Consider the following 25509-nt stretch of genomic DNA (forward strand, 5'->3'; position numbering starts at 1 on the left):
CCCATCAGGCGAGCGAGTCCTCCCAGGACCGGTGCAGCGCCGCGAACCGGCCGTCGGCCGCCACGAGCTCGGCGGGGCTGCCGTCCTCGACGATCCGGCCGTCGTGCATCACGAGCACCCGGTCGGCGGTCTCGACGGTGCTGAGCCGGTGGGCGATGATCAGCGCCGTCCGGTTTCCCAGCAGCCGCTCCAGCCCGGCCTGCACGAGCCGCTCGCTCGGTAGGTCCAGCGACGACGTCGCCTCGTCCAGGATCAGCACGGCGGGGTCCGCGAGGAACGCCCGCGCGAACGACACGAGCTGCCGCTGTCCCGCGCTCAGCCGCCCGCCGCGCTTGGCGACGTCGGTCGCGTAGCCCTCGGGCAGCCCCAGGATGAAGTCGTGCGCCCCCACCGCCCGGGCGGCCGCCTGGATCTCGGCCTCGGTGGCGTCGGGCCGGCCGAGGGCGATGTTCTCCGCGATCGACCCGGAGAACAGGAACGCCTCCTGGGTCACCATCACCACGTTGCGCCGCAGATCCGCCTGGCTGAGCTCGCGCAGCTCCACCCCGTCCAGCGTCAGCGAGCCGGCAGAGGCGTCGTAGAACCGGGCGATGAGCTTGGCCAGCGTCGACTTGCCCGCACCCGTCTGGCCCACCACGGCCACGGTCTGCCCGGCCGGGATCACGAGGTCGAACTCCGGCAGCACCACCCGGTCCGGCCCGTAGCTGAACACCGCGTCCCGGAACTCCACCCGCCCGGACGCCACGCCCGTCCCCGGTGCGTCGGCCCCGGGCAGCGGCGTTGGCTCGGCGGCCTCCACCACGGTGGGCTCCTCCTCGAGCAGGCCGGAGACCTTCTCGAGCGCCGCCGTCGCGGACTGCAGCGACGAGTAGAACATCGCCACCATCTCCATGGGCTGGAACACGCGCCGCCCGGCCAGCAGGAGCGCCACGAGCACCCCCACCTCGAGGTCGCCGTCGAGCACGCGCAGGCCCCCGGTCACGAGCAGCGCCGCCACCGTCAGGTTGCCCGTCGCCACGAGCACCGGCTGCAGGATGCCGAACAGGTTGAGCGTGGCCACCATGTCGTCCCGGTAGGCCGTGGCCAAGTCGCGGTACCGCGCGTCGTTGTCCCGTTCCCGCCGGAAGGCCTGGACCGCGCGGATGCCGGTCATGGTCTCCACGAAGTGCACGATCGACCGCGCCGAGGACACCCGCGACCGCCGGTACGCCTCCTCGGACCGCACCTGGTACCAGCGCGTCACGATCGCCACCGGCACGGCCGCACCCAGCAGCACGAGGAACGACGGCGGGTCCAGCAGCAGGATGGACGCCGCGGTGAACGACATGAACATCAGCCCGGACACGAGCGAGGACACGCCCTGGTCCAGCAGCTCCCGCAGCGCCTCCAGGTCCGAGGTCTGCCGCGAGATCACCCGCCCGGACGTGTACCGCTCGTGGAAGCCGAGGCTCAGCCGCTGCGTGTGCCGGAACACGCGCAGCCGCAGGCTCAGCAGCATGGCCTGGCTCGCCCTCGCGGTGAGCCACGTGTACGCCCCCAGGAGGCCGCCGGAGACGAGGGCCGCCGCCACGTACGCCCCGCCCACGGGGACGAGGATGGGCCAGACGGACTCGCCGGCCCGCACGGCCTCGACGACGCGCGGCAGCTCCGCGTCGATCGCCCAGGCGATGATCAGCGGCCCGGCCGCCCGCGCCGCGTTGGACACGAGCACGAAGACCGCGGTGAGCAGCAGCGTCCCCCGGACCGGCCGCGCGAGCTCGCCGAGCAGCCGGAAGGACCGGCGCCGGATGTGGCGGCGCTCCGCGCGGGTGTAGTCGAGGTCCTCTTCGTCCCCCACGCCGCGCACGCGGCTCACGTCGGCGGCGCTCATGCCTGCTCCTCCGGTCGGCTCGAGATGATGTGCCGGTACACGGCGCTGCGGGCCAGCAGTTCGGGGTGCGTCCCCACGTCCTCGATCCGCCCGTCCGCCAGCACCGCGACCCGGTCCGCCAGGGCCACGGTGGAGGGACGATGCGCCACGATCAGGGTGGTCGTCCCGTCGAGGACCTCGCGCAGGCGCGCGGTCACGGCCTCCTCGGTGCGCACGTCGAGGGCGGAGAGGGGGTCGTCCAGCACGAGCACGTCCGGGCGCGCCGCGATCGCGCGGGCGAGGGCGATCCGCTGGCGCTGTCCGCCGGAGAGGCTGAGGCCCTCCTCGCCGATCTCGGTCTCGACGCCGTCCGCCAGTTCCGCCACGAAGCCCGCCTGCGCGGTCTCGAGCGCGAGGTCGAGCAGGGCGTCCGCCGCGGGGGAGTGGAGGCCGTCCGCGAGCACGTCCGCCGGGGCGCCGAGCAGCACGTTCTGCCGGATGGTCGCGGAGAACAGCGTGGCGTCCTCGAACGCCACGGACACCCGCCGGCGCAGCTCCTCGAGCGGCATCCGGCGCACGTCCACCCCGTCCACGCAGACGGAGCCCGCCGTGACGTCGAGCAGCCGGGGGACCAGCTGCAGCAGCGTCGACTTGCCGGCGCCGGTCGCGCCGACCAGGGCCATCGTCTCGCCGGGCACCAGCTCGAGGTCGACGCCGTCGAGCAGGTCGCGCTCCCCGCGCCCCGGGTCCGCGTCCGGCCAGCGGAAGCGCACCCCGCGGAACGCGAGCGCGCCGGTGGCCGGGGGCACGACGGCGGCCTCCCCGGTGGGCGAGGCGATGTCCACGGGCGTGGCGAGGACGTCCACGTGGCGGTCGATCGCCGTGCGGGCCGAGAGGGTCATGCCCATCAGCTGGCCCACCGACTCGACCGGCCCGGCCAGCACGGCCGCGGTGGCGAAGTAGGCGGCGAGCGCGCCCACCGTCAGCTCCCCGGTCGCCACAAGCCACAGGCCCAGGGCGAGGCCCAGGCCCAGCACCGTCTCCGGCAGGGCCACGATGAGCGCGATGAACCGAGCCAGCACGGACGCCTTGTGCACCTCGGTGCCCTGCAGCGTGCGGGCGCGCCCGCGGAAGCCGTCGAGGGCGTGCGCGCCGCGGCCGAACGCCTTGAGGACGCGGATGCCGTGCACCGACTCCTCGACGGACGTGGCGAGGTCCCCGGCCTGGTCCTGGGAGAGCCGGGACGCGGCGCGGAAGTCGTTGCGGAACCCGAACGACGCCCACATGATCGGCACGGCCGCGGCGAGGTAGAGCAGGGCCAGCTGCCAGGACAGCAGGAACAGCAGGACGAGGCCGACGGTGATGGTCACCACGTCCACCACGAGCATGACTGAGCCGAATGCGATCCACCGCCGCAGCAGCGAGAGGTCGCCCTGGGCCCGGGAGAGCAGCTGCCCCGAGGGCCATGCGTCGTGGAACGCCACCGGCAGGCGCTGGAGCCGTTCGAACAGGGCGATGCGCGCCCGGTTCTCCACCCCGGCGGCCGGCGGGAGGATGAAGTACCGGCGCAGGCCGATGAACGCGGCCTCGGCGAGGCCGAGCACGGTGAGCAGGCCGGCGGCCCGCCACACGTCCGCGCGGGAGTCGGGGGAGGAGGGCCGGGCGAGCACGGTCTCCGTGAACACGGTGTCCACGAGCAGGTGGATGACCTGCGGGATGGCCAGGGCCACGAGGCCCGCCGCCATGGCCGAGGCGAGCCCGAGCACCCAGCGCGCCCGCACGCCCTCGAGGTACGGTGCGATCCCGCCCAGGGCGTCACGCAGGGACGAGGCGTCGGGAGAGGTGGTGCGGGTCACGGGGTTCCACTGTACCCGCGGCCCCGGACGGGGCAGGCGGCTCAGCCCCGCGGGACCAGGTCCAGCACCACGGCCTCGGGCCGGCACGCGAACCGCACGGGCGCGGACGGCGCGGTCCCCAGGCCGGCTGACACCTCGAGGGGGACGGTCCGCCCCGCGGCCGTCCACGTCGAGACCCCGGAGGCCTGTCGGCGCGGCAGGTCGCAGTTGGTGACGAGCGCGCCGAGGAACGGCGCGCACACCTGCCCGCCGTGGGCGTGGCCGGCGAGCAGCAGGTCGGCGCCGTCGGCGGTCATGGCGTCCAGCACGCGGCGGTACGGGGCGTGGGTGACGCCCAGCCGGAACCGCCCGTCGCCGCCGGGCCGCCCGGCGCCGTCGTCGGGTGCGGCGCCGGGGAAGCCGGCCCAGGCGTCCAGACCGAGGTGCGGGTCGTCGGTGCCGGCGGCGAGGACCTCGAGCGTGGTCCCGGCGCGGGTCGGCACGGCCAGAGCGGCGCCCCGGTTCGTCAGGTCGGCCCAGCCGGCGGCGCGGAACGCGCCGAACAGGACGTCGGAGGGAAGCCGGGGCCGGTCCGCGTCCATGCGCGAGGGGCCCGCGAAGTACCGGAGGGGGTTGGCCGCCTTGGGCGCGTAGTAGTCGTTGGAGCCGGGCACGAACACGCCGGGCCGCGCCAGCAGCGGCCCGAGCGCGTCGAGCACGAGCGGCACCGACGCCGCGGCGGACACGTTGTCACCCGTGTTGACCACGAGGTCCGGCTCGAGTGCATCCAATCCGCGCAGCCACGCCCGCTTGGCCCGGTGCCGGGGCAGCAGGTGGATGTCCGAGAGGTGCAGCACCCGCAGCGGCGCCGACCCGGCCGGCAGCACGGCCAGTCGGTGCGTGCGCACCGTCCGGGCCTCGGCCTCGGCGAGGCCCCAGGCCAGGCCGAGGCCCGCCGTCGCGGCCAGCCCGGCGGCGGCAGGCGCTGCGGCGCGGAACATGCGCCGGGCGGGGGAGGCGGCGGGGCGCATCGCGGTCAGAAGCCCGGGACCGCCTGGGGCTGCGGCCCGCCCCGGTCCAGGTTGTATATGGTGAACTGGCGTCCGTCCGGGTGCTCGCCGGCCTCGCCCGGGTCCTCCGACTGCGGGCCGTCCCACTCGGGCAGTTCACCCGGCGGGAACTTCTCCTTGGCCAACTGGTTGTACTCGACCCAGGACGGGCCGTTGATGGAGGTCGAGTAGAACGGGTTGCGGACCTCGCCGTTGACGGTCTCGCCCGTCATGGACTTCAGGTTGTTGTAGCGGCCGGTCCACACGGCGGTGGCCAGCTTGCTGGTGAATCCGACGAACCACGTGGAGGACACGTTGTCGTTCGTGCCCGTCTTGCCGCCGAACTCGTAGCCGGCGCCCTCCTCGGCGATGTTGAAGCCGCCGATGTGGCGCAGGACCGGCATCAGCTCCCGGACGTGGTCCGGGTCGATGACCTGATCGCACTGCGGGTCGGCGACGTCGTACTGGTTGCCGGCGGTGTCCGTGACCTCCAGGATGGCGCGCGGCTCGCAGTACAGGCCGTTCGCGGCGATGGCGGCGTACGCGCCGGCCAGAGAGAGCGGTGCCACCGAGTCCTTGCCGAGCAGGAAGGACGGGTTGTCCGGCTGCAGCGGGGAGCTGTCCAGGGCGCGGGTGATGCCCAGCTGGGTGGTGAGGCTCGTGATGTCGCACAGATCCAGCTGGTACGCGGTGGCGACGGTCGGCGTGTTCACCGACCAGAAGAGGCCCTCGTCCACGCGCACCTGCCGCAGCATGTCGGGGATCACGTTCTTGAACTGCCAGGTGCCGCCGACCGTGGTGTAGCCGCCCGGGCGGCACGAGGCCGCGAAGCGCGTGCCCGTGGGGTAGACGTTCCGGGAGGCGTCCACGGAGTCGACCAGGCGGTTGCCGTTGCGCAGCCACGTCAGGGCCACGAAGGGCTTGAGCGTGGAGCCGGCCTGGAAGCCCTGGCCGCCGCCCCACTGCTTGTCCACGTTGAAGTTCAGCGAGGTGTGGCCGAGCTCGTCCTGGATGGCGTACTCGGTGTTCTGGGCCATGGTGCGGATGTTGCCGGTGCCGGCCTCCACCGAGGTGAGCGCATGGCCGGCGCCCAGCGACTCGTTGTTGGGCACCGAGGCGCGCAGGTTCTTCTCGGTCTCCTTCTGGAGCGTCGAGTCGATCGTCGTGCGGATGGTGAGTCCGCCGCGGTGCAGCAGGGCCTGGCGGGACTGGACGTCCGAGCCGAACGTGGGGTCGGCGAGGATCTGCCGCTCCACGTAGTCGCAGAAGTACGTGCCGAACTTGGCGTAGAGGCAGCCCGAGGGACGGGACTCCATGACCACCTCCATCGGCTGGGCGACGGCGTGGTCGTACTCCTCCTGGGAGAGGTAGCCGTTGTCCTTCATCGCGTTCAGCACGAGGTTGCGCCGCTCCGTCGTCTCCTCCGGATTGCGGGCCGGGTTGAACCGGGTGGGGGACTGGACCATGCCGGCCAGCGTGGCGGCCTCCCAGCTCTCCAGGTCGGCGGCGGACTTGCCGAACACGTACTGCGAGGCGGCCTCGACCCCGTAGGCACGGCCGGAGAACAGCACGATGTTGAGGTAGCCCTCGAGGATCTCGTCCTTCGACATCTGCTTCTCGACGGCGACCGCGAGCTTGATCTCCTTGACCTTGTCCGCGATGTTCTTGGAGCCGGAGAGCGTGAGGCGGGAGTCGCCGCGGATCTGCTGCACGTTCACCAGCATGTTGTTCACGAACTGCTGGGTGAGGGTGGAGGCGCCCTGCGTGGAGTCGGAGGTGGCGTTGTTCACGGTCGCGCGGATGAGGCCGCGCGCGTCCACGCCGTCGTGATCGTAGAAGCGCTCGTCCTCGATGGCCACGATCGCGTGCTGCATGTGCTCCGAGATCTCGTCCAGCGGGACCGGGGTGCGGTTCTCCTCGTAGAAGACGGCGATCTCCTCACCGTCCTCCGAGAGGATGCGCGACGGGACGGAGACCGGCTCCGTGGGCAGCTCGTCCGGCAACTCGTCCAGCATCTCCCGGCCCGACGCGGCGGCGACACCGGCCAGGCCCGCGACGGGCAGCAGGAGGGCCGCCACGAGCAGGCCGGCCACCGCCGAGAGGCCCGCGAAGGCGAGGAGGCGGCCGAGGGCGCTCGAGGGCGCGGGGAAGCGGGTCGTGCGGGAGGCCATGGGCGCGAGTGTAGCGCGGGCGCCTGGGACCTCTTCCGGGGTCCGCGCCGGTGGCTAGGGTGGGTCCCATGACTCAGCAGACGCAGTGGGAGTACGCCACGATCCCCCTCCTCATCCACGCGACCAAGCAGATCCTCGACCAGTGGGGCGAGGACGGCTGGGAGCTCGTCACGGTGATCCCGGGCCCCGAGGGGAACAACCCCGTGGCCTACCTCAAGCGTCCGAAGGCGGCGTGAACGTGACGGAGCAGTCCTCGGCCCCCACCTGGGGCGACGGCGTCGTCGCGGCCCGTCTCGCGGCGCTCGGCATCGACCGACCCGCCGTCGCCGCGCCGGTCGGCTCCTACGTCCCGGCCCTGCGGGACGGCGACCTCGTGCTGACCTCCGGCCAGCTCCCCTTCGTGGCCGGCGCCCTGCCCGCCACCGGCAAGGTGGGCGCGGAGGTCACCCCCGAACGCGCCCAGGAGCTCGCGCGGGCGTGCGCCGTGAACGCGGTGGCCGCGGTGCACGAGCTGGTGGGCGACCTGGACCGGGTCGCCCAGGTCGTCAAGGTCGTCGGCTTCGTGGCCTCCGACCCCGCGTTCACCGGTCAGCCCGGCGTGGTGAACGGCGCCTCGGACGTGCTGGCCGAGATCTTCGGCGAGGTCGGCCGCCACGCGCGCTCCGCCGTCGGCGTGGCCGTGCTGCCCATGGACGCTCCCGTCGAGGTGGAGATCACCGTCCGTGTCCGCTGACCCGGCCGGCATGCTGCTGCCGGTCCCGGGGCAGGAGGAGGACCTCACCCGCCAGTGGCTGGACCGGCGCTTCCGCCAGGTCCGCCCGGCCCGGCCCGCGTCGTCCGTCGTCCTGGTGCGCGACGGCGACGACGGCCCGGAGGTCTTCCTCCGCCACCGCGCGGGACGCACCCCGCTCGGCCGCGTGGGCCTGCCCGGCGGCGCGCTCATCGAGTCCGACGCCGACTCCTGCCCGTGGTACGGGCCCGAGCCCTCCCAGTGGGCCCGCACGTTCGGGACCACGGACCGGCGGCGTGCGCGGCAGCACGTGGTGGCCGCCGTCCGCGAGCTCCACGACGAGGCCGGAGTGCTCCTCGCCGGCCGCTCCGACACGGACGTCGTGGCCACGGCGCGCATCGAGACCTGGGGCGGGGGCCGCAGCTCGCTCGAGGAGGGCTCGGAGAGCCTGCCCCGCCTGCTGGCCGCGCGCGGCCTCGGACTGCGCACCGACCTGCTGCGCCCCGTCATGCGCTGGCAATCCGCGCCCCACGTCCACCGACGCTTCGACACGGCCGTGTTCGCTACGACGACCCCACCGCTGCAGTCCGCGCCGACAGCAGAGGAACCCGGTCCCGAACTCCAGGCGTGGGTGCCCGCGCGTCGCGCGCTCGCCGGCCCGCTGCGGCTGCCCGGACCCGCCGGGGCGGAGGGCACGGCGCCCTTCGACCAGGTGGCGACCCCACTGACGCAGGTGATGGTGCGTCGGGTCGCGGCGCACCGGACGGCCGCCGCCTTCCTGCTCTCCGTCACGCCCTGTGCCCGGCGCGACCCCGTGCCGGAATACCACCTGGTCACCGAGGCCGGCGACGACGGCACCTCCCGGATGCGCGTGGAGCGGGCCACCCGGGACTGACCGGGGTGGCCCGCTCCACGGCGGCGGGGGCGTCAGCGCGAACGCTGGCGCAGACGCTGCAGGTCCAGGATCACCACGGCGCGGTTCTCCAGGCGGATCCAGCCGCGCTGGACGAACTCGGCCAGGGCCTTGTTCACGGTCTCGCGGGACGCGCCCACCAGCTGGGCGAGCTCCTCCTGCGTGAGGTCGTGCGCCACCAGCAGGCCGTCCGCGGCCGGCAGGCCGAAGCGGTCCGCGAGGTCCAGGAGCGCCTTGGCCACGCGGCCCGGCACGTCCGAGAACACCAGGTCCGCCAGGGACTCGTTGGTCTTGGACAGGCGCTGGGCCAGGGCCTGGAGCAGCTGGACCGACACATCCGGCGACGAGGCGATGGCGCGGCGCAGGTTCTCGTGGCGCAGACCGGCCAGGCGCGTGGCGGACACCGCGGTGGCGGTGGCGTTGCGCGGGGCGGGGTTGAACAGGGCCATCTCGCCGAAGATCTCGCCGGGGCCGAGCACGGCCACGAGGTTCTCGCGGCCGTCCGAGGCGGTGCGGCCGAGCTTGATCTTGCCGGACATGATCACGTACAGCTGATCGCCCTGGTCGCCCTCGTGGAACGCGGACGCGCCGCGGGAGAGCTCCACCTCGGTCAGCTCCGAGGTGAGGATGGCGAACACCTCGTCGTCCAGGTTGGTGAACAGCGGAGCCTTCCGCAGAACCTCGAGATCCATGTGTGCGTGTCCTCTCTGTGGCCAGTTCCTCACACCGCGGCGGAGGAGCCGCCCGGTTCACTGGCGTCCATTGTGCCCCATACCCCAGTGCGGGCCGATACCCTGGATCCTCCACCGGGTGCGCGGGCCGTCCCCGTGCGTGGCCGGTGCCGTCACATCCGAAGGAGGTCGCCCATGCCGCTGGGTCTGACGTGGCTGGACGTCCTGCTCATCGTCGCGCTCGCGATGCTCCTGGTCCAGGGTCACCGTCGCGGCCTGTGGGTGGTGCTGGGCAACCTCGTCGGCCTGGTCGGCGGCGCCGCGATCGCGTTCTACGCCCTGCCGGAGGTGGCGGAGTTCGTCACCGCGCCGCAGTGGCGGTGGGCCGCGCTGATCGCCACCCTCGTCCTGCTCGTGGCGGCGGGCCAGTACGTGGGCGCCGCAATCGGCGAGGCGATCCGGCTGCGCGTGAACCTGCCGGCCCTGCGACTCGTCGACCGCCTGCTCGGCGCGCTCGCCGCCGGTCTCGCGGGCGCCCTCGTCCTCTGGCTCGTGGCGTTCTCCATCGCGGCCTCCGGCTCCACCGCGGTCACCCGTGAGGTGAACCGCTCGCAGGTGATCACGGCGCTGGACACCGTGATGCCCGACTCGCTCCTGGCCTGGGCCGCCCGCTCGCGCTCCGCCGTCGCCGACCTGGACGTGCTGCCGGAGCTCGAGCTGCCCGCCCCCGTCCCGGAGTCCGACGACGGCATCCGTGCCGCCCCGGCCCCGGCCGCGACGCCGGCTCTGCCCTCGGCCGCCTCCTCCCCGTCCGACACCGCCACGTCCGCCCCGCCCCCGACGTCCGCCGCGCCGTCGGCCGCGACGACCGCCCCCGCCTCGTCGGCGTCGACGGCCGCCCCCTCGACTCCCGCCGCCTCCTCGGCGTCGGCCGCCGTCGTCCGGCTGACCGGCACGGCCGCGCAGTGCAGCCAGGTGCAGAGCGGCTCGGGCGTGGCCGTGGCCCCGGACCGCGTGCTCACGAACGCGCACGTGGTCCTCGGCGTGGACGCCCCCACCGTGACGGACCGCGCCCGCGGCGTGCATGAGGCGCGGATCGTCCACCTGGACACGGTGCACGACCTCGCCGTCCTGGCGGTCGACGACGCGGACCTGCCCGTCATGCCGGTCGGCGCCGAGCTGACGGGCGGCGCGTCGGCCTCCGTCCTGGGCTATCCCGACGGCGGCCCGTTCGCCTCCACCCCCGCGACCGTGCAGGCCGTCGGCGAGGTGCCGCTCGGCGACGTCCTGACCGGGGCCGCGAGCATGGTGGACGTCTACACCCTCGCGGCGGACATCCGCCACGGCTACTCGGGCGGCCCGGTGGTGGACGCGGCCGGGAACCTGGCCGGTCTGGTGTTCGCCCGGGCCCCGGGCTCGGACGCCGTCGGCTACGCCCTGACGGCGGACACCATCGCCCCCGTCGTCGCCGCGGCCCCGGGGATGACGGCCACGGTCCCCTCGGGGGACTGCGTCCCGGGCGGCTGAGCCGGCGCCGCGCCACGCGCCTGACGCCCGCATTCCGGACCGGACTGTCCGGCAACGGCCCACGTCGACTATTGTGGCCGTCGTCACACTCGAGTTTTCCCGACCCTCGGAGGTCCTGCATGTCCAGCACCGTCTCCGCGCCCGCGCCGGCGCCGAAGCGCACCCGGGAGGAGTTCACCGGCCGGTGGGCCTTCATCCTGGCGGCCATCGGCTCCGCCGTGGGCCTCGGCAACATCTGGCGCTTCCCCTACGTCGCCTATGAGAACGGCGGCGGCGCGTTCGTCATCCCCTACCTGATCGCGCTGCTCACCGCGGGGATCCCGCTGCTGTTCTTCGACTACGCGATCGGCCACCGCTTCCGCGGCTCCGCGCCGCTGGCGTTCCGGCGCCTGTCCCGGTGGACCGAGACCGTCGGCTGGTGGCAGGTGCTCATCTGCGTCGTCATCGGGATCTACTACGCCGCGATCATCGGCTGGGCGATCATGTACACCTGGTTCTCCGTGGACCGGCGGTGGGGTGACGACCCGGAGACCTTCCTCATGGGCGACTTCCTGCAGGTGGCCGACAACCCGTCCCCGTCCTTCGACTTCGTCTCGGGCGTCTTCTGGCCCATGCTCGCCGTCTGGGTGATCACGCTGCTCATCATGGGCTTCGGCGTGCGCCGGGGGGTGGCCCTGGCCTCGATGGTCGGCATCCCGCTGCTCGTCGTGATGTTCCTGATCCTCGTCGGCATCGCCCTCACCCTGCCGGGCGCCGCCCAGGGCCTGGACGCCCTGTTCACGCCGAACTGGGCCGCGCTGGCGGACCCGGGCGTCTGGATCGCCGCCTACGGCCAGATCTTCTTCTCGCTGTCCGTCGGCTTCGGCATCATGATCACCTACGCCTCCTACCTCAACCGCCGCACGAACCTCACCGGCTCCGGCCTGGTGGTCGGCTTCTCCAACTCGGGCTTCGAGATCCTGGCCGGCATCGGTGTGTTCTCCGCCCTGGGCTTCATGGCGCAGGCCTCCGGGGTGTCCGTGTCCGAGGTGGCCGGCAGCGGCATCGGCCTGGCGTTCATCGCGTTCCCCACCCTGATCTCGCAGGCCCCGCTCGGCGCCCTGATCGGCGTGCTGTTCTTCGGCTCGCTCGTGGTCGCCGGCTTCACCTCGCTGATCTCGATCCTCGAGGTCGTCATCTCCGCCGTGAAGGACAAGCTCGGCTGGGGCCGCTGGACGGCCACGATCGTCGTGATCGGCCTGTCCGGGGTGGTCTCCCTCGCCCTGTTCTCCACCACCACGGGCCTGCAGATGCTGGACACCATGGACGCGTTTGCCAACAACTTCGGCATCGTCGGCGCGGCGCTCCTGTCGGTGCTCCTGGTCACCGGCGCGCTGGGCTCGGTCCGTCGCATCACGGCGCACCTCAACGCCGTCTCCTCCTTCAAGGTCGGCCGCGGGTACGTGCTGCTGATCGGCGTGCTCATGCCGATCGTGCTCGCCTACATCTGGCTCTCCTGGATCATGAAGGTGATCGCGGAGGGCTACGAGGGCTACCCGGGCGACTTCCTCGGCGTCTTCGGCTGGGGCATCGCGCTCGGCTCCGTCGCCCTGGCGATCCTGCTCTCCCTGATCCCGTGGTCCCGCAAGTCCAACCTCTACGCCGAGGACCTGGACAGCGAGATCCACGGCGACCTCATCCCGCACAACGCCGTGCCCGAGGGCACCGTCCCCACCGGCGCCCTGCCGGTGGTGCCCGCGGCCGCCACCCGGAAGGAGCTCTGACCGATGAGCACCGCAGCGATCGTCATGATGTCCCTGGCCATCCTCCTGGTGTGGGGCGGCCTCGCGGTCTCCGCCGTCCACCTGCTCCGCCACCCGGACGACTCCTCGGGTGACCTCGCCATCGAGGACGAGCTGGCCCCCGCCGCCTGGGAGCGCGAGGGCGACCGTCTCGACGCACGGCACCGGTGAGTCGATGAGGACCACCGGTCCGTCCGCAGCGGCCCCGTCCGCGGCCTCGGTCGCCGGCGGGGCCGCGGGCGTGGTCTCCGCCTCCCTGCCGGTCGTGGCGGTGGACGGGAGCCTGCCGGCCCCGCCCTACCGGCAGATCGTGGACGCGGTCCTGGCCGGCGTCGCCTCCGGATCCCTGGCCCGCGGGGACCGACTGCCGCCCGTGCGCGCGCTCGCCGCCGAGCTCGGCGTGGCGCCGGGCACCGTGGCCCGGGCCTACAAGGAGCTCGAGGCGCACGGCACCATCCGCACCCAGGGCCGCGCGGGCACGTTCGTGGCCGCCTCGGCGGACGCCCGCGCCGACGCCGCGCACCAGGCCGTGCGCCGCTGTCTCGACACCCTGCTCGGACGCCTCGGCTACACGCCCGACGAGGCCGTGGAGCTGGTCCGCCGGGACGCGGCCGCCCGCGCCTGAGCCGGGCCCGCCCACCGACGACGCCGCCCCGGACCGCACGCAGCGTGCGGACCGGGGCGGCGTCGTCGTGCCGGCTCAGGCCTTCGGGGCGAGCGTCTCCACGATGCGCTGCATGACCGCGGGGTCGGCCAGCGTGGTGGAGTCACCCGGGTCGCGGCCCTCGGCCACGTCCTTGAGCAGGCGGCGCATGATCTTGCCGGAGCGCGTCTTGGGCAGCTCGGGGACCACGAGCACGCGCTTGGGCTTGGCGATGGGGCCGATGTCCTTGCCCACGTGCTGCCGCAGCTCCTCCTCGACCTCGGCGACGTCGCGGTCGGCCGCGGCGGCGTCCTCGGTGAGCAGGACGAACGCGACGACCGCCTCGCCCGTGGTCTCATCCTTCGCGCCGACCACCGCGGACTCGGCCACGGACGGGTGCGCCACGAGGGAGGACTCGATCTCGGTGGTGGACAGGCGGTGGCCGGAGACGTTCATGACGTCGTCCACGCGGCCCAGCAGCCAGACGTCGCCGTCCTCGTCGTAGCGGGCGCCGTCGCCGGCGAAGTACATGCCGGGGAAGCGGGACCAGTAGGTCTCCTTGAAGCGCTCCGGGTTTCCCCAGATGCCGCGCAGCATGGACGGCCACGGCTCGCGCACCACGAGGAAGCCCGCGCTCGTGTCCGTCAAGGGCTCGCCGAGCTCGTCCACGACCTCCAGCACGACGCCGGGCACCGGCCTCTGGGCGGAACCGGGCTTGAGGGTGGTCACGCCGGGCAGCGGGGTGAGCATGTGGGCGCCCGTCTCGGTCTGCCACCAGGTGTCCACGATGGGGCAGCGGCCGGCGCCGATGACCTCGTGGTACCAGCGCCAGGCCTCCGGGTTGATGGCCTCGCCCACGGAGCCGAGCACGCGCAGGCTGGAGAGGTTGTACTCGTCCGGGATGTGCCGGCCCCACTTCATGAACGTGCGGATCGCCGTCGGCGCCGTGTAGAGGATGCTCACGCCGTACTTCTGCACGATCTCCCACCAGCGGCCCTGGTGCGGGGAGTCCGGGGTGCCCTCGTAGATCACCTGGGTGGCGCCGTTGACCAGCGGCGCATAGGCGACGTAGGAGTGCCCGGTGACCCAGCCGACGTCGGCGGTGCACCAGAAGACGTCCGACTCCGGGTGCAGGTCGAAGGTGTCGTGATGGGTGGCCGCGGCCTGCACGAGGTAGCCGCCGGTGGTGTGCAGGATGCCCTTCGGCTTCCCGGTGGTGCCGGAGGTGTACAGGATGTAGAGCGGGTGCTCGGCGTCGTGCCACACGAGCTCGTGCTCGTCGGACTGGGCGTCCACGACGTCGTGCCACCACAGGTCGCGGCCCTCGGTCATCTCGACCTCGGCCTCGTTGCGGCGGACCACGAGCACGTGCTCGGCCGTGTGGCCGGGCGCGGAGAGGGCCTGGTCCACGGCGGGCTTGAGCATGGAGGGCTTGCCGCGGCGGAAGGAGCCGTCGGCCGTGACGACGAGCTTGGCCTCGGCGTCGTCCACGCGGGAGCGCAGGGCGTCGGAGGAGAAGCCGCCGAACACCACGGAGTGGACCGCGCCGATGCGCGCGCACGCGAGCATCGTGATGACGGCCTCGGGGATCATCGGCAGGTAGACGGCCACGCGGTCGCCCTTGGTCACGCCGAGGGACTCGAACGCGTTGGCGGCGCGCCGGACCTCGGCGGCCAGGTCGGCGTAGGTGTAGGTCCGGGTGTCGCCGGGCTCGCCCTCGAAGTGGATGGCCACGCGGTCGCCGTGGCCGGCCTCGACGTGGCGGTCCAGGGCGTTGTACGCGGCGTTGGTGGTGCCGCCGACGAACCACTTCGCGAAGGGCGCGTCGGACCAGTCCAGGACGTCGGTGAAGTCCTGCTCCCAGTGCAGGATCTCGCGGGCGCGGCGGGCCCAGTAGGCCAGGCGGTCCTCGGCGGCCTCCTCGTACAGGTCGGCTCCGGCCACCGCCTGGGCGGCGAACTCGGCCGGGGGCGGGAACGTGGGGATCTGCTCGTCCATCGACGGGGTCCTTTCGGGTGGTGCGGTCGGTGCGCGGCGCGGATGTGACGCGTCCCACACTAATCTCCCGCCTCAGCATGCCGCGCGCGGCCCCGCCGCCACAAATCCTCGAGTCCTGTGTGTCGCATCGCGCCCGGAAGCGGGGGCCGGACCCGGTGCGGACGTCGGCACGCGCCCCGCTCCCTAGGATGGTCGGACCTGAGCGGATCGCACGAGGGCGGGAGGACGCGCGGATGGAGACGGAGCCGACGGACACGCCGACCGGGGAGACCCGGCTGGCCCTGGTGCGCCGGGCACGGCGGATCAACCGGATCCTGGCCGAGACGTACCCGTACGCCGTCGCCGAGCTGGACTTCGAGACGCCCTTCGAGCTGCTCGTGGCCACGGTGCTGTCCGCCCAGACCACCGACGTGCGGGTCAACGCGGCCACGCCGGCGCTGTTCGCCCGCTTCCCGGACGCCCACGCGATGGCCGCGGCCACCGAGCCCGAGCTGCAGGAGCTCGTGCGCTCCACGGGGTTCTACCGGAACAAGGCCTCCGCGATCCTGCGGCTGTCCCAGGAGCTCGTGGCCCGGCATGACGGCGAGGTCCCCGCCCGACTCGAGGACCTCGTGGCGCTGCCCGGGGTGGGGCGCAAGACCGCATTCGTGGTGCTCGGCAACGCCTTCGGCCAGCCCGGGATCACCGTGGACACGCACTTCGGCCGGCTCGCCCGGCGCCTGGGGTTCACGGACGAGACCGACCCGGTGAAGGTCGAGCACGCCGTGGGCGCCCTGTTCCCGCGCCGGGACTGGACGATGCTCTCCCACCGGCTGATCTTCCACGGCCGCCGCGTGTGCCACGCGCGCCGCCCGGCGTGCGGGGCGTGCCCGATCGCCCGCTGGTGCCCGTCCTACGGCGAGGGGGAGACCGACCCCGAGCGGGCGCGCGCCCTGCTGGCCTACGAGCTCAAGCCCGGCCGGGAGGAGCTGCTCGAGCTCCTGCGCGCGGGGCGGACGCGCCGGGAGCTGCGCGCCCTCGGCCACGGGCTGGAGGCCTGAGCGCCCGGCCTGCCCGCCCGCTCAGCCTGCGGTGAGGCCCGTGAGGATCGCGTCGACGGCGCGGCGCGCGTGCACCCCCACGCCCGCGAGCGTGGCCGAGGCGGCGCCGCACCAGTTGTCGTAGCCGAGCAGGTGCAGTCCCGGCACGTCCACCGAGGCGGTCGGCAGCGCATGCTCCGTCGCCGGCGCCCCGGAGGGGCGGCGGGTCAGCTCGAGGCCCCGCAGATGGCGCAGGTCCGCCCGGAAGCCCGTGCACCAGACGACGTCGTCCACCGGGTGCTCGGCGCCGCGCACCCGGGCCGCGGCGCGGCTGGCGGCGGGCCAGCCGTGGCTCGCGCCGGCGTCGTGGTCCCAGCGGACGCCGTCCGGCGTGAGCGCGGTGGGCGCGGGGACCGCGTGGAGCCCGGCCTCGTCGCGGGCGCGGATCACCGAGGGCACCATGACGATGTCCCCGAGGTCGCCCACGCGCGCCTCGGAGCGGCCCAGCACGCGCGCTGAGGCCCGATCGAAGAGCACCCGCCCGTCCACGTCGTCCGGCATGAACCGCGGCGGACGCCGGGTGGCCCACGTGGTGGCGACACCCGCCAGCAGCAGGTCCGCCGCGATCTGAGCGCCCGAGTTGCCGCCGCCCACCACGAGGACGCGCCGCCCGGTGAACGCGTCGGGGGAGCGGTACGCGGCGGAGTGCCGCTGCGTGCCGCCGAAGCGATCGGCCCCCGGGAGGACCGGCACGAAAGGGCGGGTGAACGAGCCGGTCGCGGAGACCACCGCGCGGGCGCCCAGGGTGGTGCCGTCCTCGAGCCGCAGGGTGAACGGCGGGGACCCGGCGGCGTCGTGCGTCACCGCCGCGACGCGCACGCCCCGGCGCACCGGCAGCCCGTAGCGGTCCTCGTAGTCGGCCAGGTACGCGACGACGTGCCCGGCGTCCGGGGTGCCGGGGCCGGGCGAGGGCGGCATGGGCCGGCCCGACAGGGAGGAGTGCGCGGCGGGGGAGAACAGGCGCAGCGAGTCCCAGTGGTTGGGCCACGCGCCGCCGGGCTCGGCGGACGCGTCGAGCAGGACGAACGACGGCGGCGGGCCCGGCCGGCGCCCGCGGTCGACGTCCCGCGCGGCCCGGGCCAGGAAGTAGCCGGCCGCCAGCCCGGCCTGGCCCGCGCCGATCACCGCGACGTCCACCGGATCCGGAGACGCGGTGGCCGCCGGGGGCGAGGTCAGGGGAGCCGTCATGCCCCGAGGCTACGACCGGCGACTAGCGTGGGGGCCATGCCTGAGACCCCCGCGAGCCCCCGCCCGACCTCCCGCGACGCCGTCGGGATGTCCGACGCGTCCCTGGCGGGCGCGCGGGACCAGCTGGCGGACCTCGTGGCCCGGTGGGGAGCACTCCCTGCGGAGGCGCCCGGTCACCACGACCCGGCGTCGCTCACGACGGTCCCGCCCGAGGCCGTGCCGATGTGGGGCTTCGACTGGCCCCGGTCCGGCGATCCGCGCCCCTCCGCCGTGCTGATCCTGTTCGGCGCCCTCGACGACGTCCCCGCCCGTCACGACGCCGGGCGCGTGCACCCGCACGTGGACGTGCTGCTGACCCAGCGCGCCGCCACCCTGCGCCAGCACGCCGGGCAGATCGCGTTCCCCGGCGGTCGCGTCGACCCCGAGGACGCCGACGTCGTGGCCACGGCCCTGCGCGAGGCGCAGGAGGAGACCGGCCTGGACCCGGCCGGCGTGGAGGTCCTGGGCGTGCTGCCGGCGGTGCCGGTGGTGGTCTCCGGGCACGTGGTGCACCCGGTGCTCGGGTGGTGGCGGGACCCCAGTCGCGTGGCGGTGGTCGACCAGGCCGAGGCCGCGGCCGTGTTCCGGATGCCGGTCGCGGACCTGGTGGACCCCGCGAACCGGTGCCGCGTGGCCCGGCCCGGCGGCCGCCGCGGCGAGACGCCGGGCTTCCTCGTGGGCGAGCGCCTGGTGTGGGGGTTCACGGCGGCGCTGCTCGACCGCGTGCTGGCGCTGCTGGGCTGGGACGTGCCGTGGGACGACTCCCGCGTGCGCGACGCGCGGACCCACCGGATCCTGCGCGACTGACGGTTGCGCGCCGCCGTCCGCTCCTGCACAGGCGCCGGAGGGCGGGCCCGTGTCCCCAGCGGCGGGGCCGGGGGCGCGGGCACCCGGGCGGGACGGTGGACTGGACGGGCCGGCGGCCGCGGACCGCGGCGGCCGCCCCGACCCGCAGGAGGCCCGCCATGCGCCCGTTCGTCCCCGCCGCCCCGGCCCGCCCGCCCCGGGGCCGACGACGCCGCCCCGCCCCGCCCGAGGGCGGCCGGCGGTTCCCGTGGCCCCGCACCGGCCCGGCCGAGCCGGGACGCACGCAGGTCGCCGCGCCGCCGCTCGCCGCACCCGCAGCGGGCCCCGACGGGCTGGACGCCGCCGTCGTGCGCCGACGCGTGGCCGAGGCCCGTGCCTCGGCCGCGGACGGGGCGGAGCCGCCGCTGGCCCCGCTGATCGCCGAGGCCCTCGACGCGCCGATCGACAACCCGCGCGTGGCGGCGCTGGTCGATGAGCTCGACGGCTTCGGCCCGCTCGCACCCTGGGTGCGCACGCCGGGCGTGACCGACGTGCTCGTGGACGGCGCGGGCGCGGTGTGGACCGACGGGGACGAGGGCCTCGTCCGCCGCCCCGATCGGCTCGACCCCGCGACCGCCCGTGCGCTCGCGGTGCGGCTGCTGCACCGGGCCGGCCGCCGCCTCGACGCGGCGGTGCCGCTGGCCGACGCCCGCGTGGGCGGCGTGCGCGTTCACGCGGTCCTGCCCCCGGTCAGCGGCGGCGGCACCCTGCTGAGCCTGCGGATCCCGGCCGCGACGACGCCGTCGCTGGCCGCGCTGGCCGACGGCTGGCCGGACGGCGCCCTCTGGGCCGACGCCCTCGAGGCGCTCGTGCGCGACCGCGCCACCGTCCTGGTCAGCGGCGCGACCGGGGCGGGCAAGACCACGCTGCTCTCCGCCGCCCTCGGCCGGGTGCCGGGGGACGAACGGATCGTCGTCGTGGAGGACACGGCCGAGGCCGCGCCCGATCACCCGCACGTGGTCGCCCTGCAGTGCCGCGCCGCCAACGCGGAGGGCGCCGGCGAGGTCGGACTGGCCGAGCTCGTCCGCCACGCGCTGCGGATGCGGCCGGACCGGCTCGTGGTCGGCGAGTGCCGCGGCGCCGAGGTGGCCGACGTCCTCACCGCCCTGAACACCGGCCACCAGGGCGCGTGGGGCACCCTGCACGCCAACGCCGCCGCCGAGGTGCCCGCCCGCCTGACGGCCATGGCCTCCCTGGCCGGCTGGCGGCCCGAGACGGTGGCCGCGCAGGCCCGCGCCGGCGTGGACGCCGTGCTGCACATCGCCCGCGACGGCCACGGGCGGCACCCCGTCGAGCTCGCCGTCCCGGACCCGCGCGCCGACGGGTTCGCCCTGCTGCCCGCCCTCACGTGGCGGCCCGGGACGGAGGCGACGGGCGGGCGGACCGTCGAAGGACCCGGCGTGCCCGCGCTCGCGGCCCGGCTGGCGGGGCGGAGCGGCCGGTGAGCACGACGACGGCGACCGGGCAGGCACGGAGGTCCCGCGCTGGGCGTGCCGTGGCGCTGCTGCCCTGGCGGGCGGGGCGGGCGACGCCGGAGGAGGAGACGGAGGTGCTCGTCGGCGTGCTGCGCCGCTGGGCCGCCCTCGTCGCGGCCGGCCTGACCGAGGAGCAGGCCTGGCGGGAGACCGCGCGCACCCTGCCCGCCTGCGGGTCGGGCTCGGGCGAGGCGGGGACCGTGTGCTGTGCCCATCACCGTGTCCGACGCCGGGCCGAGGCGCTGGCCTGGGATGTGCCGGCGTCGCATGCGCCCACCGGGGAGGCGGCGACCGGCCGTGGCGGGACCCGGTCCTGGCGGACATGGCCGCCGGACCCGGGCTGGGCGCTGGTCGACGCGGCGCTCGCGGCCGGGGAACGGGCTGGCGCGGCTCCCGCAGCCGTGGCCCGGCGGCTGGCCCACAGCCTTGAGGCGGACGTGGACGCGGCCCGGGCCCGCCGCTCGGCCGCGGCGGGGCCGGGCGCGACGTCCCGACTGCTGCAGTGGCTGCCCCTGGGCGGCCTCGGCCTCGCGTGGCTGCTCGGCACCTCCCCGTGGGACCTGGTCCGCTCGCCCGTCGGCGCCGTGGTCGCCGCGGTGGGGCTGCTGTTCTGGCTGGCCGGGCGGTCCTGGACGCGCCTGCTGCTGCGTTCGGCCGCGCGCGAGCCGGCGGCCGTGGGCGCCGCCGTCGTGCTGGACGTGCTGGCGGCGCTGCTCAGCGCCGGCCGATCCCTGCCCGCCGCGCTGGACGACCTCGGCCGGACCCTGCCGGGCGCCCGCGGCCTGCGGGCCACGGCGGCGCTGCTGCTCTGGGGCCGGGACTGGGACGAGGCGTGGGCGGGCCTCGACACGGACCCGGTGTGGATCGAGACCGCCGCCCGACTGCGACCGCTGCACCGGTCCGGGATGGCCGGCGCCCGCACGCTGGCCGAGACTGCCGCCGCCGTCCGTCAGCAGACCCGGCGGGCCGACGAACGGGCGGCCGAGGAGCTCGCCGTGCGCCTGGTGATGCCGCTGGGGCTGTGCCTGCTGCCCGCCTTCGTGTGCTGGGGCGTGGTGCCCGTCGTCATGGCCCTGCTCGGGGCGGGACCGGGCTGAGGCCGTGGCGACGCCGGGGCGTCCGGTCCTGCACAGGGCCCCGATCGCCCCGGCCCATCCCCGGATCCGCATCGCCCCCGGCGCGCGGGCCCCGGAGCGGGCCAGCCTGGGACCAGCGGCCCGGCCGGGCCGTCACCACCGCCCCGCACCGCGGGGCCCACTCCAGGAGGACCACCATGACCCACCGCTCCCACACCGCCCAGCCCGCCGTCACCCGCCCCAGCGACCGCGACCGCCTCGCCCGCGTCGTCGACGCTGCGGGCGAGGAGACCGGCGCGATCACGGCCGAGTACGGCATCCTCACCCTCGCCGCCGTGGGCTTCGCGGGTGTGCTGGCCGTCGTGCTCACCAGCCCGGACGTGCAGTCGCTGCTCGTGGACCTCGTCACCGGGGCGCTCCAGCGTGACTGAGCACCCGACCTCCGCCCCGCCGTCCGCGCGCCGCACGGGCGCCCGGACGGCGGGGCGGCCCCGGGCGCTCCGGGGCGGCGAGACCGGGGCCGTCACCGCCGAGTACGCGGTGCTGCTGCCCGTGATCGCATTCGTGCTCGTATCCGTCCTGCTGGCCGGCGCCGCCGCGGTGCAGCGGGTGCGGGGTCAGGACGCGGCGGCGTCGGCCGCCCGCATCCTCGCCCGGGGCGACGACGAGGCGGTGGCCCGAGACGCCGTGGCACGCATGGCCGGCGACGACGCCTCGCTCTCGCACACCGTCGAGGGCGGCTGGGTGACCGTCGAGGTCGTCCAGCCCGGCCCCGGGCCGCTCGCCTGGGCCGAGGCCCTCACCCTCACCGCGCACGCCGCCGCCCCCGACCAGCGGCCCGGAACGCCCGCCGCTTCGCCGGAGGACCGGTCATGACCCGCGGGAGGGCGCCCGCGCGGGGCGAACGCGGCTCGGGCACCGTGTCCGTCCTGGGCACCGCCGCCCTGGGGGCGGGGCTGCTGCTGGCGGTCGCGGCGCTGGGGCAGGCCTCGGTCACCGGCGCCCGGGTGGCCGGGGCCGCCGATCTGGCGGCGCTCGCCGCCTCCGACGCCCGGCGCGGGCTCTCCGACCACGAGCCGTGCGCGCTGGCCGGGCGGACCGCCGAACGCAACGGGGCCGCCGTCGTGGCGTGCGAGGTGCGCGAGGACGGGACCGTGCGCGTCGCGGTCGAGCTCACCCGCGCCCCGCTGCCGGCGGCCACGGCCGACGCCGTCGCGGGCCCGCCGCGGTTTCAGGCCCCGGGCGCCGCGTCCGTGGCCCCGCCGGAGGAGGCGCCGCCCGAGCCGTCGGTCGAGGCGTCCGCCGGGACGAGGTGATCGGCGTGGTCCATCAGGAACCGCAGGACGGTCAGCGCACCGGCCTTGTCCAGTGGGCTGTTGCGGTTGCCGCACTTGGGGGACTGCACACAGGACGGGCAGCCCTCCGCGCACTCGCACGCCGCGATGGCCCCCGCCGTCGCCTCGACCCAGCGACGCGCCTGCTCGAAGCCGCGCTCGGCGAAGCCCGCCCCGCCGGGCCGGCCGTCGTAGACGAACACGGCGGGGGAGCCGGTGTCCGGGTGCAGGACCATCGAGACGCCGCCGATGTCCCAGCGGTTGTTCGAGGCGACGAGCGGCATCATGCCGATCATCGCGTGCTCGGCCGCGTGCAGGGCGCCGGGCAGGCGATCCGTGGTCAGCCCCGCGGCGATGAGCTCGTCCGAGGCCGCCTGGAACCACACCGCGGAGGTGAACAGGTCCCGTGCCGGCAGGTCGAGGGGCTCCTCGCCGAGCACCTCCCCGGAGACCAGGGCCTTGCGCTGGAAGGACACCACCTGGGTGCGGACCTGCACGTCCCCGAGGCACCAGCGCAGGGTGCCCTCGCGCGCGTCCAGGCGGCGGTGCACCGCCACGATCTCGATCTCCGTGACGTCCCGGGCCTGCGTGGTGAAGTCCGGCCAGGCGCGTGTGACGACCACCGCGTGCGCGTCCTCGTCCAGCTCCTCCACGAGGTACGTGCGGTCCTGGTGCACGTACACCGCGCCGGGATGCGCCTGGTAGTGGGTCTGGGGCGAGTCCATCGTGCCCAGCAGGGCGCCGGACTCGGCGTCGATGATGTCCATGGGGCCGCCGCCGTCGTCCCGCAGGGAGACCATGCCGGCGGCGTGCTCGGGGTGCGTCCAGAACCACCGGCCGGCCGACGGCGCAGCAGCCCCTGCTCGACCAGCACGTCCAACAGGGCGCGCACGCGCTCCGGCTCCCCGAACCAGCCGAACGCCTCGGGCGTGATCGGCAGCTCCGCGGCGGCCGCGCACAGCTGCGGGCCGAGCAGGTGTGGGTTCTCCGGGTCCACCACGGTGTCCTCCACGCCCAGGTCGAACACGGCCTCCGGGTGGTCCACCACGAACGTGTCCAGGGGGTCGTCCGAGGCCACGAAGAACGCGAGCGCGTCCTGGCCGCCGCGCCCGGCGCGGCCGATCTGCTGGAAGAACGACGCTCGGGTGCCCGGCCAGCCGGCCACCACCACGGCGTCCAGCCCCGCGACGTCGATGCCCATCTCCAGCGCCGGCGTCGAGGCCATGCCCAGCAGCCGACCCGAGCGCAGGTCCGCCTCCAGCTCCCGCCGCTCCTCGGGCAGGTAGCCCGAGCGGTAGGCCGCGATCCGGGTGCCGAGCCCCGGCTCGACCTCCTCGAGCTGCCGCTTGGCCGCGCTCGCGATGGCCTCGGCCCCGCGCCGCGAGCGGATGAACGCCAGCGTGCGGACCTGCTGCAGGGCCAGGTCGGTGACCAGGTCGGCGGCGGCGGCCATGGCCGAGCGGCGGACGGGCGCGCCGTTCTCGCCCCGGCGGTCCGTCAGCTCCGGCTCCCAGAATGCCACCGTGACCGACCCGTGCCGGGACGCGTCCTCGGTGACGGCCGTGGCCGGCGCCCCGATCAGCCGGGCGAAGTGCCCGGCCGGATCCGCCGACGTCGCCGACGCCCCGATGAACACGGTCTCCGGCCGGTCCCCGCGGTAGTGGGCGGCGATGCGCCGCAGCCGGCGCAGCAGGATGCCCACCTGCGAGCCGAAGACGCCCCGGTAGGTGTGCGACTCGTCCACCACCACGAACGCCAGGTTCCGGAAGAACGCGGCCCACCGCTCGTGGTGCGGCAGGATCCCCACGTGGAGCATGTCCGGGTTGGTCATGAGCACGCTGGCGTGCTCGCGGGCCCAGATCCGGTCCTGCGGTGCGGTGTCGCCGTCGTAGGGGGCCGCGCGCAGCCCCGGGGCGCCGTCCCGCTCGAGGGCGCGCCAGGAGGTCAGCTGGTCCGCCGCGAGGGCCTTGGTGGGGGCGAGGTAGAGCGCGGTGGCCCGGGGGTCGGCGGCCAGCCGGGTGCCGATCGCCAGCTGGTAGCCCAGCGACTTGCCCGACGCCGTGCCCGTGGCGAGCACGGTGTGCGTCCCCGCGCCGGCCAGGGCCGCGGCCCGCACCTGGTGCAGCCACGGCCGCTCGACGCCGCGCGCCGCGAACGCCCTGACCAGGCCCTCCGGAGCGTCCGCGGGCCAGTCCGTGTGCCGGGCCTGCCGTGCGGGCAGCTCGGTGACGTGGCGGATCTGCTCGGGCAGCCCGGTCCGGCCCAGCGCCGCACGAAGTCCGGCCCCCGCCGGGATGTCCGGGCGCAGGTCGCCGGGTGCCGTGACGGACAGCCCGGCCACGACGTCGGCCACCATCTCACCGACGGGCTGCGGCTCCGGTCCGGAGGAGTCCGGGGCGGCGTCGTCGACGGGCGGCGCGGCGTCCGCCGTGCCGGGCGGCCCCCAGCCGCCCGCGGGATCCGCCCAGGGATCGTGCTCCGGGAGGTGGCCGGTCACGCCCCCATGGTGCCGGTGTGCTCGGCGGTGGGGTTGTCCTCGGCCAGGCCGCGACCCCAGATGGACACGGGGCCGAGGTCGGTCCAGGCCAGGTGGCGGTACAGCTTCTGCCCGTCCGGGGAGGCGACGAGCAGGCCGCGGCTGATCTCACCCTCGCTCATGACCTCGGAGGTGAGATAGCGCATCACGAGGGAGCCGAGGCCGCGACGACGGTGGTTCGGGGACGTCCAGATCCGGTCGTAGACGGCGGTGCCGTCCTCCTCGGTGACCCAGCCGAGGGCGGCGAGCTCCTCCTCGCCCTCCGGCGCGGTCGAGGCGCCGACGGCCAGGATGCGCAGGCGACGACTGCCCTCCATCGGCTGGTCCACGCGGGCCTCATAGCCCTCGGGCAGCAGCGGGGGCTCCACGTCCTGCAGCTCGGGGTCCATGTCCATGGTCATGAAGCGCTCCGGCTCGGCCTGGGCCTTCAGACCCATGGCCTTGGGGTCCTCGCCGGCGTCGCCGAACACGGTGAGCAGGATCTGCTCCTGGTCCCGCACCGCCTCGCGCAGGTCCTCCAGCTCCGCGCGGGAGGGGTTCACCACCACGTGCTCCCACGTGGCCGGCACATCCACCGTGGCGCGACCGGAGCCGCCGGGGATCATGTGGGCGGGGCGGGGGGTGCGCAGGGCCGCGCGTCGCCCCGCCTCCTGGCTGACGCGGTAGCCGCGCGATCGCGACCAGGCCGCGAACCAGATGTCGACCAGTGCCGGATCCAGATGCTCAGTCATGTCTGAAGGGTAAGGCGTGAGGCCGGTGCGGGCCAGGC

The 25509-nt window shown here is 75.2% G+C and carries 22 protein-coding genes and 1 pseudogene; 14 read left to right on the forward strand and 9 right to left on the reverse strand.

Annotation, left to right across the window (positions count from 1 at the left end; translation table 11 throughout):
* Positions 1-4 precede the first annotated feature (4 nt).
* Genes SOY78_RS03300 through SOY78_RS03315 form a run of 4 tightly spaced genes read right to left on the reverse strand, consistent with a single transcriptional unit; the run spans position 5 to position 6904 of the window.
* On the reverse strand, positions 5-1870 hold the full coding sequence (locus SOY78_RS03300; RefSeq protein ID WP_141843881.1) for an ABC transporter ATP-binding protein: 1866 nt from the start codon (positions 1868-1870) through the stop codon (positions 5-7).
* On the reverse strand, positions 1867-3705 hold the full coding sequence (locus tag SOY78_RS03305) for an ABC transporter ATP-binding protein (RefSeq protein WP_141843883.1): 1839 nt from the start codon (positions 3703-3705) through the stop codon (positions 1867-1869). Before SOY78_RS03305 ends, SOY78_RS03300 begins: the two co-directional genes overlap by 4 nt.
* Positions 3706-3746: 41 nt before the next feature.
* Positions 3747-4715, reverse strand: a complete 969-nt coding sequence (locus SOY78_RS03310) for a metallophosphoesterase (protein WP_324701789.1) — start codon at positions 4713-4715, stop codon at positions 3747-3749.
* A 5-nt stretch (positions 4716-4720) separates the two neighbouring features.
* A complete protein-coding gene (locus tag SOY78_RS03315; RefSeq protein ID WP_324701790.1) occupies positions 4721-6904 on the reverse strand; it encodes a transglycosylase domain-containing protein in 2184 nt (727 codons plus the stop codon).
* A gap of 68 nt (positions 6905-6972) precedes the next feature.
* Here SOY78_RS03315 and SOY78_RS03320 point away from each other — a divergent pair, with 68 nt between their 5' ends.
* From SOY78_RS03320 to SOY78_RS03330, 3 genes are read left to right on the forward strand one after another with little or no spacing between them, the layout of a single operon-like run.
* A complete protein-coding gene (locus SOY78_RS03320; RefSeq protein ID WP_010080276.1) occupies positions 6973-7140 on the forward strand; it encodes a DUF4177 domain-containing protein in 168 nt (55 codons plus the stop codon).
* A complete protein-coding gene (locus tag SOY78_RS03325; RefSeq protein WP_324701791.1) occupies positions 7137-7637 on the forward strand; it encodes a RidA family protein in 501 nt (166 codons plus the stop codon). Before SOY78_RS03320 ends, SOY78_RS03325 begins: the two co-directional genes overlap by 4 nt.
* Positions 7627-8529 (forward strand): NUDIX hydrolase, encoded by a 903-nt coding sequence (locus SOY78_RS03330; RefSeq protein ID WP_324701792.1) that lies wholly within the window; start codon positions 7627-7629, stop codon positions 8527-8529. The genes SOY78_RS03325 and SOY78_RS03330 overlap by 11 nt, the downstream gene beginning before the upstream one ends.
* Positions 8530-8561: 32 nt before the next feature.
* Here the strand turns inward: SOY78_RS03330 and SOY78_RS03335 are convergent, their stop codons facing one another.
* Positions 8562-9239 carry a Crp/Fnr family transcriptional regulator gene (locus SOY78_RS03335; protein WP_324701793.1) on the reverse strand — a complete coding sequence of 226 codons (678 nt, stop codon included), beginning with the start codon at positions 9237-9239 and terminating at the stop codon, positions 8562-8564.
* A 174-nt stretch (positions 9240-9413) separates the two neighbouring features.
* Here SOY78_RS03335 and SOY78_RS03340 point away from each other — a divergent pair, with 174 nt between their 5' ends.
* From SOY78_RS03340 to SOY78_RS03355, 4 genes are all read left to right on the forward strand, one after another.
* Positions 9414-10745, forward strand: a complete 1332-nt coding sequence (locus SOY78_RS03340; RefSeq protein WP_324701794.1) for a MarP family serine protease — start codon at positions 9414-9416, stop codon at positions 10743-10745.
* A gap of 119 nt (positions 10746-10864) precedes the next feature.
* On the forward strand, positions 10865-12508 hold the full coding sequence (locus SOY78_RS03345; protein WP_324701795.1) for a sodium-dependent transporter: 1644 nt from the start codon (positions 10865-10867) through the stop codon (positions 12506-12508).
* A gap of 3 nt (positions 12509-12511) precedes the next feature.
* Positions 12512-12697, forward strand: coding sequence for a methionine/alanine import family NSS transporter small subunit (locus SOY78_RS03350; protein WP_135019568.1), 186 nt, complete (start codon positions 12512-12514; stop codon positions 12695-12697).
* A gap of 4 nt (positions 12698-12701) precedes the next feature.
* Positions 12702-13151, forward strand: a complete 450-nt coding sequence (locus SOY78_RS03355; protein ID WP_135019569.1) for a GntR family transcriptional regulator — start codon at positions 12702-12704, stop codon at positions 13149-13151.
* A gap of 75 nt (positions 13152-13226) precedes the next feature.
* On the opposite strand, the gene acs is transcribed toward SOY78_RS03355, so the two are convergent.
* Entirely contained in the window at positions 13227-15167 is a 1941-nt protein-coding gene (gene acs / locus SOY78_RS03360; protein WP_324701796.1) for an acetate--CoA ligase, read from the reverse strand.
* A gap of 233 nt (positions 15168-15400) precedes the next feature.
* Here acs and nth point away from each other — a divergent pair, with 233 nt between their 5' ends.
* Positions 15401-16207, forward strand: coding sequence for an endonuclease III (nth, locus tag SOY78_RS03365; RefSeq protein WP_135019571.1), 807 nt, complete (start codon positions 15401-15403; stop codon positions 16205-16207).
* A gap of 21 nt (positions 16208-16228) precedes the next feature.
* On the opposite strand, the gene SOY78_RS03370 is transcribed toward nth, so the two are convergent.
* Positions 16229-17434: an NAD(P)-binding domain-containing protein gene (locus SOY78_RS03370; protein WP_324701797.1), complete on the reverse strand. Its 1206-nt coding sequence runs from the start codon at positions 17432-17434 to the stop codon at positions 16229-16231.
* 36 nt (positions 17435-17470) lie between these two features.
* Here SOY78_RS03370 and SOY78_RS03375 point away from each other — a divergent pair, with 36 nt between their 5' ends.
* The 6 genes from SOY78_RS03375 to SOY78_RS03400 all read left to right on the forward strand — a co-directional run bounded on the left by SOY78_RS03375 (position 17471) and on the right by SOY78_RS03400 (position 22186).
* Positions 17471-18280 (forward strand): NUDIX hydrolase, encoded by an 810-nt coding sequence (locus SOY78_RS03375; RefSeq protein WP_324701798.1) that lies wholly within the window; start codon positions 17471-17473, stop codon positions 18278-18280.
* A 158-nt stretch (positions 18281-18438) separates the two neighbouring features.
* Positions 18439-19764, forward strand: a complete 1326-nt coding sequence (locus SOY78_RS03380) for a CpaF family protein (RefSeq protein ID WP_324701799.1) — start codon at positions 18439-18441, stop codon at positions 19762-19764.
* A 50-nt stretch (positions 19765-19814) separates the two neighbouring features.
* Positions 19815-20891, forward strand: a complete 1077-nt coding sequence (locus SOY78_RS03385; protein WP_324701800.1) for a type II secretion system F family protein — start codon at positions 19815-19817, stop codon at positions 20889-20891.
* Between the two features lie 176 nt (positions 20892-21067).
* Entirely contained in the window at positions 21068-21301 is a 234-nt protein-coding gene (locus SOY78_RS03390; protein WP_044658881.1) for a DUF4244 domain-containing protein, read from the forward strand.
* Positions 21294-21746: a TadE family type IV pilus minor pilin gene (locus tag SOY78_RS03395; RefSeq protein WP_101967384.1), complete on the forward strand. Its 453-nt coding sequence runs from the start codon at positions 21294-21296 to the stop codon at positions 21744-21746. The genes SOY78_RS03390 and SOY78_RS03395 overlap by 8 nt, the downstream gene beginning before the upstream one ends.
* Positions 21743-22186 (forward strand): Rv3654c family TadE-like protein, encoded by a 444-nt coding sequence (locus tag SOY78_RS03400; protein WP_101967385.1) that lies wholly within the window; start codon positions 21743-21745, stop codon positions 22184-22186. Before SOY78_RS03395 ends, SOY78_RS03400 begins: the two co-directional genes overlap by 4 nt.
* Here the strand turns inward: SOY78_RS03400 and SOY78_RS03405 are convergent.
* Together SOY78_RS03405 and SOY78_RS03410 are read right to left on the reverse strand one after the other, a co-directional pair.
* Positions 22102-24701, reverse strand: a pseudogene (locus tag SOY78_RS03405) (DEAD/DEAH box helicase). The gene SOY78_RS03400 and the pseudogene SOY78_RS03405 sit on opposite strands and share 85 nt — an antisense overlap.
* Positions 24698-25471, reverse strand: a complete 774-nt coding sequence (locus SOY78_RS03410) for a GNAT family N-acetyltransferase (RefSeq protein ID WP_101967387.1) — start codon at positions 25469-25471, stop codon at positions 24698-24700. Before SOY78_RS03410 ends, SOY78_RS03405 begins: the two are co-directional and overlap by 4 nt.
* Positions 25472-25509 lie beyond the last annotated feature (38 nt).

The sequence above is a fragment of the Micrococcus sp. HOU01 genome (assembly GCF_035609305.1).
Lineage (GTDB): Bacteria > Actinomycetota > Actinomycetes > Actinomycetales > Micrococcaceae > Micrococcus > Micrococcus luteus.

What these genes read in the sequence shown, in the direction of transcription:
- SOY78_RS03300 (WP_141843881.1), bottom strand. Translation starts at nt 1,870, where the DNA reads ATGAGCGCCGCCGACGTGAGCCGCGTGCGCGGCGTGGGGGACGAAGAG.
- SOY78_RS03310 (WP_324701789.1), bottom strand. Translation starts at nt 4,715, where the DNA reads ATGCGCCCCGCCGCCTCCCCCGCCCGGCGCATGTTCCGCGCCGCAGCG.
- SOY78_RS03315 (WP_324701790.1), bottom strand. Translation starts at nt 6,904, where the DNA reads ATGGCCTCCCGCACGACCCGCTTCCCCGCGCCCTCGAGCGCCCTCGGC.
- SOY78_RS03320 (WP_010080276.1), top strand. Translation starts at nt 6,973, where the DNA reads ATGACTCAGCAGACGCAGTGGGAGTACGCCACGATCCCCCTCCTCATC.
- SOY78_RS03335 (WP_324701793.1), bottom strand. Translation starts at nt 9,239, where the DNA reads ATGGATCTCGAGGTTCTGCGGAAGGCTCCGCTGTTCACCAACCTGGAC.
- SOY78_RS03340 (WP_324701794.1), top strand. Translation starts at nt 9,414, where the DNA reads ATGCCGCTGGGTCTGACGTGGCTGGACGTCCTGCTCATCGTCGCGCTC.
- SOY78_RS03345 (WP_324701795.1), top strand. Translation starts at nt 10,865, where the DNA reads ATGTCCAGCACCGTCTCCGCGCCCGCGCCGGCGCCGAAGCGCACCCGG.
- SOY78_RS03350 (WP_135019568.1), top strand. Translation starts at nt 12,512, where the DNA reads ATGAGCACCGCAGCGATCGTCATGATGTCCCTGGCCATCCTCCTGGTG.
- SOY78_RS03355 (WP_135019569.1), top strand. Translation starts at nt 12,702, where the DNA reads ATGAGGACCACCGGTCCGTCCGCAGCGGCCCCGTCCGCGGCCTCGGTC.
- acs (WP_324701796.1), bottom strand. Translation starts at nt 15,167, where the DNA reads ATGGACGAGCAGATCCCCACGTTCCCGCCCCCGGCCGAGTTCGCCGCC.
- nth (WP_135019571.1), top strand. Translation starts at nt 15,401, where the DNA reads ATGGAGACGGAGCCGACGGACACGCCGACCGGGGAGACCCGGCTGGCC.
- SOY78_RS03370 (WP_324701797.1), bottom strand. Translation starts at nt 17,434, where the DNA reads ATGACGGCTCCCCTGACCTCGCCCCCGGCGGCCACCGCGTCTCCGGAT.
- SOY78_RS03375 (WP_324701798.1), top strand. Translation starts at nt 17,471, where the DNA reads ATGCCTGAGACCCCCGCGAGCCCCCGCCCGACCTCCCGCGACGCCGTC.
- SOY78_RS03380 (WP_324701799.1), top strand. Translation starts at nt 18,439, where the DNA reads ATGCGCCCGTTCGTCCCCGCCGCCCCGGCCCGCCCGCCCCGGGGCCGA.
- SOY78_RS03390 (WP_044658881.1), top strand. Translation starts at nt 21,068, where the DNA reads ATGACCCACCGCTCCCACACCGCCCAGCCCGCCGTCACCCGCCCCAGC.
- SOY78_RS03400 (WP_101967385.1), top strand. Translation starts at nt 21,743, where the DNA reads ATGACCCGCGGGAGGGCGCCCGCGCGGGGCGAACGCGGCTCGGGCACC.
- SOY78_RS03410 (WP_101967387.1), bottom strand. Translation starts at nt 25,471, where the DNA reads ATGACTGAGCATCTGGATCCGGCACTGGTCGACATCTGGTTCGCGGCC.